This is a genomic window from Escherichia sp. MOD1-EC5189 (assembly GCF_002966045.1).
Classification (GTDB): domain Bacteria; phylum Pseudomonadota; class Gammaproteobacteria; order Enterobacterales; family Enterobacteriaceae; genus Escherichia; species Escherichia coli_F.
The window spans coordinates 41218-53835 of record NZ_PTRX01000015.1; the positions used below are offsets into that span (position 1 = coordinate 41218).

The 12618-nt window shown below is 50.6% G+C and carries 11 protein-coding genes; 4 read left to right on the top strand and 7 right to left on the bottom strand.

Going from position 1 to position 12618, the window contains the following annotated elements; translation table 11 throughout:
- Positions 1–46 precede the first annotated feature (46 nt).
- Entirely contained in the window at positions 47–2803 is a 2757-nt protein-coding gene (gene barA, locus ATB02_RS14280; RefSeq protein ID WP_000186438.1) for a two-component sensor histidine kinase BarA, read from the top strand.
- 57 nt (positions 2804–2860) lie between these two features.
- Here barA and gudD read toward each other — a convergent pair whose 3' ends face one another.
- The 3 genes from gudD to gudP are packed head-to-tail and all read right to left on the bottom strand — an operon-like array spanning position 2861 to position 6916.
- Positions 2861–4201, bottom strand: a complete 1341-nt coding sequence (gudD, locus tag ATB02_RS14285) for a glucarate dehydratase (protein ID WP_105271788.1) — start codon at positions 4199–4201, stop codon at positions 2861–2863.
- 20 nt (positions 4202–4221) lie between these two features.
- Positions 4222–5562 (bottom strand): enolase C-terminal domain-like protein, encoded by a 1341-nt coding sequence (locus ATB02_RS14290; RefSeq protein ID WP_105271789.1) that lies wholly within the window; start codon positions 5560–5562, stop codon positions 4222–4224.
- Position 5563: 1 nt separating this feature from the next.
- Positions 5564–6916: a galactarate/glucarate/glycerate transporter GudP gene (gudP, locus tag ATB02_RS14295; protein ID WP_000097090.1), complete on the bottom strand. Its 1353-nt coding sequence runs from the start codon at positions 6914–6916 to the stop codon at positions 5564–5566.
- A 213-nt stretch (positions 6917–7129) separates the two neighbouring features.
- On the opposite strand from gudP, the gene ATB02_RS26930 reads away from it, so the two are divergent.
- Positions 7130–7258: a hypothetical protein gene (locus tag ATB02_RS26930; RefSeq protein ID WP_274540902.1), complete on the top strand. Its 129-nt coding sequence runs from the start codon at positions 7130–7132 to the stop codon at positions 7256–7258.
- Positions 7259–7350: 92 nt separating this feature from the next.
- Here ATB02_RS26930 and ATB02_RS14300 read toward each other — a convergent pair whose 3' ends face one another.
- The 4 genes from ATB02_RS14300 to syd form a co-directional block, all read right to left on the bottom strand.
- On the bottom strand, positions 7351–7800 hold the full coding sequence (locus ATB02_RS14300; protein ID WP_000807744.1) for a flavodoxin: 450 nt from the start codon (positions 7798–7800) through the stop codon (positions 7351–7353).
- Between the two features lie 17 nt (positions 7801–7817).
- Positions 7818–8600 carry a tRNA pseudouridine(65) synthase TruC gene (gene truC / locus ATB02_RS14305; protein ID WP_000889771.1) on the bottom strand — a complete coding sequence of 261 codons (783 nt, stop codon included), beginning with the start codon at positions 8598–8600 and terminating at the stop codon, positions 7818–7820.
- A complete protein-coding gene (locus ATB02_RS14310; protein ID WP_000206991.1) occupies positions 8600–8929 on the bottom strand; it encodes a YqcC family protein in 330 nt (109 codons plus the stop codon). Before ATB02_RS14310 ends, truC begins: the two co-directional genes overlap by 1 nt.
- A 621-nt stretch (positions 8930–9550) precedes the next feature.
- On the bottom strand, positions 9551–10096 hold the full coding sequence (gene syd / locus ATB02_RS14315; protein WP_000342431.1) for a SecY-interacting protein: 546 nt from the start codon (positions 10094–10096) through the stop codon (positions 9551–9553).
- Positions 10097–10163: 67 nt separating this feature from the next.
- Here syd and queF point away from each other — a divergent pair, with 67 nt between their 5' ends.
- Together queF and ppnN are read left to right on the top strand one after the other, a co-directional pair.
- A complete protein-coding gene (queF, locus tag ATB02_RS14320; RefSeq protein ID WP_105271790.1) occupies positions 10164–11012 on the top strand; it encodes an NADPH-dependent 7-cyano-7-deazaguanine reductase QueF in 849 nt (282 codons plus the stop codon).
- A 111-nt stretch (positions 11013–11123) separates the two neighbouring features.
- Entirely contained in the window at positions 11124–12488 is a 1365-nt protein-coding gene (ppnN, locus tag ATB02_RS14325; RefSeq protein ID WP_000627995.1) for a nucleotide 5'-monophosphate nucleosidase PpnN, read from the top strand.
- Positions 12489–12618: the final 130 nt, after the last annotated feature.

Here is a 12618-nt window from a genome sequence, read left to right on the forward strand (position 1 = left end):
TTCTCAATTTAACAGTGTGACCTTAATTGTCCCATAACGGAACTCCATGACCAACTACAGCCTGCGCGCACGCATGATGATTCTGATCCTGGCACCGACCGTCCTTATTGGTTTATTGCTGAGTATCTTTTTCGTCGTGCATCGCTATAACGACTTGCAGCGTCAACTGGAAGATGCCGGTGCCAGCATTATTGAGCCGCTTGCAGTTTCTACTGAATATGGCATGAGTCTGCAAAATCGCGAATCTATCGGTCAGTTAATAAGCGTACTGCATCGTCGCCATTCCGATATTGTTCGCGCGATTTCGGTTTATGATGAAAATAACCGACTCTTTGTCACCTCCAATTTTCATCTTGATCCCTCATCAATGCAGCTCGGCAGCAACGTGCCGTTTCCTCGCCAGCTCACTGTCACTCGTGACGGCGATATTATGATCCTCCGCACGCCGATTATTTCTGAGAGTTACTCCCCCGACGAATCGCCCAGTAGCGATGCCAAAAATAGTCAAAATATGTTGGGATATATTGCGCTTGAGCTGGATCTTAAATCGGTTCGCTTGCAGCAATATAAAGAGATCTTTATTTCCAGCGTGATGATGCTGTTTTGTATCGGTATTGCGCTTATTTTTGGCTGGCGCTTAATGCGCGATGTAACCGGTCCGATTCGCAACATGGTGAATACCGTCGACCGCATCCGTCGCGGGCAACTCGACAGCCGGGTGGAAGGATTTATGCTCGGCGAGCTGGATATGCTGAAAAACGGTATCAACTCGATGGCAATGTCGCTGGCAGCTTATCACGAAGAGATGCAGCACAATATCGACCAGGCGACGTCCGATCTACGTGAAACGCTGGAGCAGATGGAAATTCAGAACGTTGAGTTGGATCTGGCGAAAAAGCGCGCCCAGGAAGCGGCGCGTATTAAATCCGAGTTTCTGGCAAATATGTCACACGAGCTGCGTACACCACTGAATGGTGTTATTGGCTTTACCCGCCTGACGCTGAAAACAGAATTAACGCCAACGCAGCGCGATCACCTGAATACGATTGAACGTTCGGCAAATAATTTGCTGGCAATTATTAATGATGTTCTCGACTTCTCGAAACTGGAAGCAGGTAAGCTGATTCTGGAAAGTATTCCATTCCCACTACGCAGCACGCTGGATGAAGTCGTTACCCTGCTGGCACATTCTTCTCACGATAAAGGGCTGGAACTGACGCTCAATATTAAGAGCGACGTGCCCGATAACGTAATTGGCGACCCACTGCGATTACAGCAAATCATCACTAACCTGGTAGGGAATGCAATTAAATTCACCGAGAATGGCAACATTGATATTCTGGTAGAAAAACGTGCGCTGAGTAATACCAAAGTGCAGATTGAAGTGCAGATTCGGGATACCGGCATTGGTATTCCTGAACGCGATCAATCGCGCTTATTCCAGGCCTTCCGACAGGCTGATGCCAGTATTTCCCGCCGTCATGGTGGCACCGGGCTGGGGCTGGTGATTACACAAAAACTGGTTAATGAAATGGGCGGCGATATTTCGTTCCATAGCCAGCCGAATCGCGGTTCAACTTTCTGGTTCCACATTAATCTCGATCTGAATCCGAACATTATTATCGAAGGGCCATCCACCCAGTGCCTCGCCGGCAAGCGCCTGGCCTATGTCGAACCAAACTCCGCAGCAGCGCAATGCACGCTGGATATTTTAAGTGAAACGCCGCTGGAAGTGGTTTATAGCCCAACGTTCTCCGCGCTGCCTCCCGCGCATTACGACATGATGTTATTAGGCATTGCGGTGACCTTCCGCGAGCCGCTAACAATGCAACATGAGCGATTAGCGAAAGCGGTATCGATGACCGATTTTCTGATGCTGGCACTTCCTTGCCATGCACAAGTTAATGCTGAAAAACTTAAGCAAGATGGTATCGGCGCGTGTCTGCTGAAACCATTAACACCTACGCGCCTGTTCCCTGCCCTGACGGAATTTTGTCATCACAAACAAAACACGCTTTTGCCTGTAACCGATGAAAGTAAGCTGGCAATGACAGTCATGGCGGTTGATGACAACCCCGCTAACCTGAAACTTATCGGCGCATTGCTGGAAGATATGGTGCAACATGTGGAACTTTGCGATAGCGGGCATCAGGCGGTTGAACGGGCGAAACAGATGCCGTTCGATTTGATCTTAATGGATATTCAAATGCCGGACATGGACGGTATTCGGGCCTGCGAACTCATCCACCAGCTCCCCCATCAGCAACAAACGCCGGTTATCGCGGTAACGGCGCATGCAATGGCCGGGCAAAAAGAGAAGCTGCTTGGCGCAGGGATGAGCGATTATCTGGCGAAACCGATTGAAGAAGAACGATTGCATAATTTGCTGTTGCGCTACAAGCCTGGCAGCGGTATTTCCTCTCGCGTCGTGACCCCCGAAGTCAATGAAATTGTGGTGAACCCGAATGCGACCCTCGACTGGCAACTGGCACTACGCCAGGCAGCAGGAAAAACCGATTTAGCGCGCGATATGCTGCAAATGTTACTCGATTTCCTGCCTGAAGTTCGCAACAAAGTTGAGGAACAGCTGGTTGGAGAAAACCCGGAAGGCCTGGTTGATTTGATTCATAAACTGCATGGCAGTTGCGGCTATAGCGGTGTGCCGCGTATGAAGAATCTCTGCCAACTGATTGAACAACAGCTACGCAGCGGTACTAAAGAAGAAGATTTGGAGCCAGAGCTTCTGGAACTGCTGGACGAGATGGATAATGTAGCGCGCGAAGCCAGCAAAATTCTCGGGTAATAAATATGTTATCCAGTAAAAACCGGCTCCAGACAGAGCCGGTTTTGGTTTTCTGTCTTAACGCACCATGCACGGACGCTTGTTATCAAACGTCCAGCCAGGAATCAGGTACTGCATTCCCATCGCATCGTCACGCGCACCAAGCCCATGTTTCTGATACAGCTCGTGCGCTTTCATCACCTGATCCATATCGATTTCTACACCCAGCCCCGGTTTTTCCGGCACCTGTACCAGCCCGCCTTTGATCTCAAACGGTTCTTTGGTCAAGCGCTGATTGCCTTCCTGCCAGATCCAGTGTGTATCAATCGCGGTGATTTTACCCGGTGCAGCAGCGGCTACATGGGTAAACATCGCCAGGGAAATATCGAAGTGGTTGTTAGAGTGTGAACCCCAGGTAAGGCCAAATTCATGGCACATTTGCGCCACACGTACCGAACCTTGCATCGTCCAGAAATGCGGATCCGCCAGCGGGATATCAACGGATTGTAACGAGAGCGTATGGCCCATCTGCCGCCAGTCGGTGGCGATCATATTGGTTGCGGTCGGCAGGCCAGTCGCGCGACGGAACTCTGCCATCACTTCACGCCCGGAGAAACCTTGCTCCGCACCACACGGATCTTCTGCATAAGCCAGCGAACCTTTCAGGTATTTACCGATTTTAATCGCTTCGTTCAGCGACCAGGCACCGTTAGGATCGAGGGTAATACGCGCCTGCGGGAAGCGTTGCGCCAGTGCCACAATAGATTCGGCTTCTTCTTCTCCGGCCAGTACACCGCCCTTCAGTTTGAAATCGTTGAAGCCATATTTTTCATATGCCGCTTCCGCCAGGCGCACCACCGCATCCGGCGTCATCGCTTCTTCGTGACGCAGGCGATACCAGTCGCATGAGTCATCCGGCTGGCTTTGATACGGCAGCGGTGTGGCTTTGCGATTACCGACGAAGAACAGATAACCGAGCATTTCGACTTCGCTACGCTGTTGACCATCGCCCAGCAGCGATGCCACGTTAACCCCCAGATGCTGCCCCAGCAGATCCAGCATTGCCGCTTCTATCCCGGTAACCACATGAATAGTGGTCCGCAAATCAAATGTCTGCAAACCGCGCCCGCCGGCATCACGATCGGCAAAAGTATTACGCACCAGCGTCAGAACGTTTTTGTATTCACCCAGCGTTTTACCCATCACCAGCGGAATCGCATCTTCCAGCGTTTTACGGATTTTCTCGCCGCCGGGAATTTCCCCTACGCCAGTGTGACCAGAATTATCTTTGATAATCACAATATTACGCGTGAAGAACGGTGCGTGTGCACCACTCAGATTCATCAGCATACTGTCATGGCCCGCCACCGGGATGACCTGCATTTCAGTAACAACAGGCGTCGTAAATTGAGAACTCATCTTTATGTCCTTTTTCAAAATCAATGACGGCCGAAAACGGGACGTTTACGGTCAACGGTCCAGCCGGGGATCAGGTACTGCATCGGGCCCGCGTCGTTACGCGCACCGCCAGGCAGACGTTTATAGGCCTCATGCGCCTTTTGTACCTGCTCCCAGTCCAGTTCCACGCCCAGACCGGGCGCATCAGGAACGGCAATTTTTCCGTTTTTAATCTCCAGCGGATTTTTGGTCAGGCGACAATCTCCCTCCTGCCAAATCCAGTGGGTATCGATAGCGGTAGGATTACCCGGTGCCGCCGCACCCACATGGGTAAACATCGCCAGAGAGATATCAAAGTGGTTATTGGAATGGCAGCCCCAGGTCAGCCCCCAGTCGTCGCAAAGTTGCGCCACGCGGACTGCACCGGAAAGCGTCCAGAAATGCGGATCGGCAAGTGGAATATCTACCGCATTGAGCATCACCGCATGGCCCATTTCGCGCCAGTTGGTGGCGATCATGTTAGTCGCGACGGGCAAGCCGGTCGCCCGTCGAAACTCCGCCATCACTTCACGTCCGGAGAAACCCTGCTCAGCGCCGCACGGGTCTTCGGCATAGGTGAGAACATCATTCAGCCCTTTGCACAGAGAAATGGCTTCATCAAGCAGCCATGCACCGTTGGGATCAACGGTAATTCGCGCATCCGGGAAGCGTTTCTTCAATGCACGAACAGTGTCGATTTCTTGCTCGCCAGGTAACACTCCGCCCTTAAGTTTGAAATCTTTAAAGCCATAGCGATCCTGTGAAGCTTCCGCCAGACGCACAACGGCTTCGCTGTTCATCGCTTTCTGATGCCGCAATTGATACCACTCATGGTTGCCCGGCGTATTTTCCAGATAAGGAAGATCGGTTTTGGTCCGATCACCGATATAAAACAGATAACCGAGGACGGTAATAGCATCGCGTTGCTTGCCTGGCCCTAACAGTTCGCAGACCGGAACATTCAGCGCCTTACCTAGCAGGTCAAGCAAGGCGGCTTCCAGCGCCGCCACGGCATTAACGCGCAATTCAAAAGTCCAGGCACCTTTGCCGAAGGTATCAAAATCGGCTGCCTGATTACCTTTATGCACCTGCTGAACCACTTTATTCAGTCGTGCGATCTCCTGGCCCAGCACCATCGGAATAGCATCGACCAGTGTCTGATAAATCACCTCTCCGCCGGGCGCTTCACCAATACCGGTATGCCCGGCGTTATCGGTGAGTACCACAATATTGCGGGTGAAATATGCGTTATGTGCACCACCAATATTAAGCAACATGCTGTCATGCCCGGCCACCGGAATGACTTTCATATCAGTAATAACAGGACTGGATTGTGTCGCCATCTTATTGCCCCGCAACAGGTTTCAACTCGATACGCTTGATATCGCCCACCAGCACCAGGTAGCTCAGTACCGCGATTAGGGCATGAACACCAACATAAATCAGCGCCCCATTAAAGGAGCCAGTCGTGCCAACGATATAACCAATTGCGATTGGCGTGACGATACCGGAAATGTTACCAAACATATTGAACAGGCCACCGGAAAGACCGCTGATCTCTTTTGGCGCGGTATCTGCCATTACTGCCCAACCCAGCGCCCCAATGCCCTTACCGAAGAAGGCCAGCGCCATAAAGCCGATGATCATCCACTCAACGTTGACGTAGTTACAGAACACCATCACCATTGATAGCAACATGCCCATCACGATCGGTGTTTTACGCGCAATGTTCAGCGAACCTGTGCGGCGCATCAGCCAGTCTGAAATAATCCCCCCCAACACGCCGCCGATAAAACCGCAAACCGCCGGTACGGAAGCCACAAAGCCCGCTTTCAGAATCGACATCCCGCGTGCCTGCACCAGATAAACCGGAAACCAGGTAATGAAGAAGTAAGTCAGGGCGTTGATACAGTACTGACCGATATAAACGCCGATCATCATCCGTGACCCGAGCAGCTGTTTGATCTGCCCCCACTTCACGCTGAACGACACTTTAACTTTGGTATTTTGCTGATCCATATTGATCAGCGCACCACCCGCGGCGATGTACTCCAGCTCTTTCTGATTTACGCCCGGATGTTGATTTGGCTCATGGATGACTTTCAACCAGATAAAACTGATGACAATGCCCAGACCGCCCATGAAGAAGAAGACATGTGACCAACCCACTTCATGAGTCAGCCAGCCCATAATCGGCGCGAAGATCACCGTTGCGAAGTATTGGGCGGAGTTAAAAATAGACACCGCCGTTCCCCTTTCCTGCGCCGGAAACCAGGCCGCTACAATGCGACTGTTACCGGGGAAAGATGGCGCTTCAGCAAGCCCGACCAGGAAGCGCAGCGTAAACAGGGCAACGATAATGCCGAATCCACTAAAGATATCGACGAAGCCTTGCAGCAAGGTAAACATCGACCAGATAAAGATCGACCAAAAGTAGACGCGCTTTGAACCAAAACGATCCAGCAACCAGCCACCAGGGATCTGCCCGATAACATAAGCCCATGAAAAGGCAGAGAACACATAGCCCATTCCCACGGGATCAAGGCCGATATCTTTGGCCATTTCCGAACCGGCAATAGAAAGCGTAGCGCGGTCGCCGTAGTTGAAGGATGTGACGATAAACAACATCACCACTATCCAGTAACGAGCATTCGTGCGTTTTTCCACACTGCTCGCAGCCTGACTTAAAGAACTCATTGTTGCACTCCTGAAAATTCGCGTTAGCCACGCTCACTCTGGACTGCGACATCGCCAGGAAATCAGAGGTGACGTAGGGTGTTTTTTGCCGTTTTTATAGGTCGTTCGCCGAATACGGCGCGTGTTTATATCTGGCAATAACAGTATAAAAAGCGCGCCATAGCGGCTCACCGTGCAACAACACAACATTAATGCGTTCAATGAGGCCCGATTTTGGCATTAGCCCTGGACGGTGGAATCAACGTCACGGAAATGAAAACAAGAACAAGAAAGGAAGGGTTAAAACGAAGAAATAAAGAAGAGTATGAAATGGATCGCTTGACTCCAGGCAAACGCCAGTAAAAATCCGCGCTATGAAGCAGTTTTTACTGGCATTTGCCTGAAAAGATTCGATTCAGCACCGCTAAAACGGCATTTACCGCTCGCTGAACGTATCAGGACAACAGCGTGCCCCACTGTTCGACCCACGGATTTGATTCCGTTTCCGGTTCCGGGTTATCACTGGCGTCAATCAGCAGCATTTCCCCTATCCGCTGCGCACTCTGTTCCTGCAACAAGGCATCGAACTGTTTGCCGCCGTTGCAGAAATTCACATAGCTACTGTCGCCGAGCGCAATTACGCCATAACGCAGATTAGGCTGGAAGCCCAGGCTATCTTTGATTCCCTGAAAAAGTGGCACAATGCTATCAGGAAGGTCGCCCTGCCCGGTCGTGGACGTAACCACCAGAACGAACTTATCCTGATAGGGCAGCCAGTCACTTAATTCAGGATCTTCAAATACCGTTGCTTTGTGGCCCTGCGCGGTCAGAATTGCTTCCGCTTCTTCCGCCACTAACAGTGAATTTCCGTACATGGTGCCCACAAAAATACCAATTTCCGCCATACCGTTTTCTCCCTGGATTAGGAACTTATCTCTCCATCCTGACCCGATGGCGCGCTGAACTCAACCCTTTCATTTTCAGGAAGCAGACCACGCCAGCCAAATTGTGATAACGCCTGCATCCAGGTGTCGTCCAGGCCCGCGTGAATAGTCAGCGGCTCGCCAGTAAATGGATGTGTCAATGACAACTGACTGGCATGCAGCATTAACCGCTGAAGGCCAAAATGTTCAGCACCGCTACGATTCTGACGTAAATCACCATGTTTGCTGTCGCCAATAATCGGATGGCGCAAGTGGGCAAGATGGCGACGGAGCTGATGCTTGCGTCCTGTTTTCGGCTCCAGTTCCACCAGACCGTAGCGCGTAGTCGGGTAACGTCCGGTCGCTACAGGCATTTCTACGGTCGCCAGACCGCGATAATGTGTCACCGCTGGCTGTGGACCTTTATCTTCGCGGGCGAATTTATCAGCGATTTTGTCCAGTTCTTCCACCAGCGGATAATCCAGCACAGCCTCTTCCATCAGCCAGCCGCGCACAATCGCATGGTAACGTTTCTGGATTTGGTGCTGTTCAAACTGTTGTGCCAGCAGCCGTCCGGCCTCGCTGGATAGTCCCATCAGCAATACGCCGGACGTCGGTCGATCCAGTCGATGCGCGGTAAATACATGCTGACCAATCTGGTCACGCACGGTTTGCATAACCACCACTTTCTCGTCGCGATCCAGCCAGCTGCGGTGAACCAGCCAGCCGGAGGGTTTATTTACCGCAACCAGCCATTCATCCTGGTAGATTATTTCCAGCATCAGCTCGCATCATCCGCAAAAAGAGCATCCAGTTTTTCCAGCTCAGCCAGAATAAGCGCGCGTTGCGGATGGTCCGTCGCCAGCGCCATTTCATAATAGGGTGCAACAGCAAAAGCGCCCGGTAATGGCTGGTTATTATCTAACAAATCGTGCATTCGCGGGATCAGCACCCACTGCAACCACTCCAGTGGTTCCATGGTGTCCATAAAGAACGGTTGGGTACTGTTAAATTGATGCGGCTGGGGTTCATCGTTTCGCCAGTGCTGATGTTCACGCAGTAATGCTTCAAGCGCCTGCAACTGGAGACGAACGCGGTCATGAGTGGTCATAAAGCAACCTCAATAAGAAAAACTGCCGCGAAGGATAGCAGGAATAAAAAAAGGGAGCACTGTATTCACAGTGCTCCCGGTTCGTTTCGCAGCATTCCAGCTACTTTTGTTGCTCCCTGCTCATCCTTGACAACTTTTCCTCTGGCCTTGCGGCCAATCGTTCATCCTGAACTATTGCTTCCTGCTCACACCACCCCGATGTGATACTTCATCCTGAAGTGTCCCTGGCCTTCCTGACCCACCGAATCATCCTGACCGGTTCTCATTCTCCATCCTGGAGGTGTCCTTTAACGCGTCCTGCGTCATCCTCTTCGCTTCATCCAGAAGCCTTTCCCTGAAACACCCTCCTGGTGTGTCCTTCAGAAGTGTCATCATCCTGATGTTCACTTCGTTGTCTGACTCCCTGTCGACGAAGATAGAATCGTCTTTTTCGCGAAGTCTTACAAGGCGCTTACAGACAATGCCTTAAGGAAAATTTCATATGAAAGTTAAGAATTAACAAGCAATATATTGATTTTAAATGAAAATAACGATTCTTATCTTTTTAAGTATTCGCTTATTTCCTGGCGATCTCCTACAGAGTCTGTAAGAGATCTCTCACAACAAGATGGGGTATTTGGATTACAGAAGAGGCTTAAGTTGATTAAGGAATTCCGCAAGATTTGAGGCTAAATGCGTCCGTTTGCGTGTTCCCAGCGTCTCTTTGCACACTTCACCGGAGAGATTACACACCGAGATGACCTCTAACTCTTCTTCCAGCGTCGCGATAAATAGCGTGGGCGGCAGTTTTAGCCTTTTCTGAGTCACCAGATGACCAATCAGATTTTCCTGCACCCGACGGAAGTCGTCTTCACTCCAGGTTTGCAGCAATGTCAGTTTGATATCGCCAAACTGCGCGTGCATATCCCCGGCAAACTGAGTCGTATAAAAGGTATGAATTGTGGGTTGTATCACAATATCAAAAGCGCGTTCAACCGCGTTTACATTTTGTTCCCCGGTAAACGGCTGGGGTTGCCAGTATACGGCATCTTCAGTAGTTGAAATAATGCACGGTGAAGGAACGCCGTACAGTTCCTCACTTAACGGCCAGCTTTTATGCTCTTCATGCCACGCATCGCAGTAGCGTGCAGTAAAATCTTTCAGGGCTTGTGCGGTCAAATCGTCCACTAATTTCTCTCTTCACTTAAACCAGATACACTTGTCGTTTAGTTTATCTGGTTTATGACGGTGAAACATGTCTTCTTATGCAAACCATCAGGCACTTGCGGGCCTGACTCTTGGAAAATCAACCGATTACCGGGATACCTATGACGCCAGCCTACTGCAAGGCGTTCCACGCAGCCTGAATCGCGACCCGCTGGGTCTGAAAGCGGATAACCTGCCTTTTCACGGTACGGATATCTGGACGCTGTATGAACTTTCCTGGCTGAATGCGAAAGGTTTGCCGCAGGTCGCTGTCGGTCATGTTGAACTTGATTACACCAGCGTAAATCTGATTGAGTCGAAGAGTTTTAAGCTTTATCTCAACAGTTTTAACCAGACGCGTTTTAATAACTGGGATGAGGTGCGCCAGACGCTGGAGCGCGACTTAAGCACTTGCGCCCAGGGTAAGGTTAGCGTGGCGTTATATCGTCTTGATGAACTGGAAGGCCAACCGATAGGTCATTTCAATGGCACCTGCATTGATGACCAGGATATCGCTATTGATAACTATGAATTCACTACTGACTATCTTGAGAATGCCGCCAGCGGTGAAAAAGTGGTGGAAGAGACGCTTGTCAGCCACCTGCTGAAATCAAACTGCCTGATCACCCATCAACCAGATTGGGGTTCGATCCAAATTCAGTATCGCGGACGCCAAATTGACAGGGAAAAACTGCTGCGTTACCTGGTCTCTTTCCGTCATCACAACGAGTTCCATGAACAGTGCGTGGAACGCATCTTTAATGACCTGTTACGCTTCTGCCAGCCAGAGAAATTGAGCGTTTACGCACGTTATACCCGTCGTGGCGGTCTGGACATTAACCCGTGGCGCAGTAACAGCGATTTTGTCCCATCGACCACAAGACTGGTTCGGCAATAAATTTTTTCTCAATTTTGCGTGCTGGATTCACGCAGAAGGTTGTGAAAGGTCATCAGGCAGGGCTATTGTAATCAAAGGGAATGACGATATTCGTCCCATAAGGAGTTTTTCTTGATTACACATATTAGCCCGCTTGGCTCCATGGATATGTTGTCGCAGCTGGAAGTGGATATGCTTAAACGCACCGCCAGCAGCGACCTCTATCAACTGTTTCGCAACTGTTCACTTGCCGTACTGAACTCCGGTAGTTTGACCGATAACAGCAAAGAATTGCTGTCTCGTTTTGAAAATTTCGATATTAACGTCCTGCGCCGTGAACGCGGCGTAAAGCTGGAACTGATTAATCCCCCGGAAGAAGCTTTTGTCGATGGGCGTATTATCCGCGCTTTGCAGGCCAACTTGTTCGCGGTTCTGCGTGACATTCTCTTCGTTTACGGGCAAATCCATAACACCGTTCGTTTTCCCAACCTGAATCTCGACAACTCCGTCCACATCACTAACCTGGTCTTTTCCATCTTGCGTAACGCTCGCGCACTGCATGTCGGTGAAGCGCCAAATATGGTGGTCTGCTGGGGCGGGCACTCAATTAACGAAAACGAGTATTTGTATGCCCGTCGCGTAGGGAACCAGCTGGGCCTTCGTGAGCTGAATATCTGCACCGGCTGTGGTCCGGGAGCGATGGAAGCGCCGATGAAAGGTGCAGCAGTGGGTCACGCTCAGCAGCGTTACAAAGACAGTCGTTTTATTGGCATGACTGAGCCGTCGATTATCGCCGCTGAACCGCCTAACCCGCTGGTCAACGAATTGATCATCATGCCGGATATCGAAAAACGTCTGGAAGCGTTTGTTCGTATCGCTCACGGCATCATTATCTTCCCTGGCGGTGTGGGTACGGCAGAAGAGTTGCTGTATTTGCTGGGAATTTTAATGAATCCGGCCAACAAAGATCAGGTTTTACCATTGATCCTCACCGGGCCAAAAGAGAGCGCCGACTATTTCCGCGTACTGGACGAGTTTGTCGTGCATACGCTGGGAGAAAACGCACGACGCCATTATCGCATCATCATTGATGACGCCGCTGAAGTCGCTCGTCAGATGAAAAAATCGATGCCGCTGGTGAAAGAAAACCGTCGCGATACGGGCGATGCCTACAGCTTTAACTGGTCAATGCGCATTGCGCCCGATCTGCAAATGCCGTTTGAGCCGTCTCACGAGAACATGGCTAATCTGAAACTGTACCCGGATCAGCCAGTAGAAGTTTTGGCCGCTGATCTGCGTCGTGCCTTCTCCGGTATTGTGGCGGGTAACGTAAAAGAAGTCGGTATTCGCGCCATTGAAGAGTTTGGTCCTTACAAAATCAACGGCGATAAAGAGATTATGCGTCGTATGGACGACCTGCTACAGGGTTTTGTTGCCCAGCATCGTATGAAGTTGCCAGGCTCAGCGTACATCCCTTGCTACGAAATCTGCACGTAATCTCCCCTTCCCCGGTGACATTAGTTGCCGGGTTTTCTCGTTTTTGGTTACTTACCCATCAATTCATTTCATTTGTTATATAAATGTTTCTTACCGTCCTCACGCGATAAACATCATCACAGTTAATATG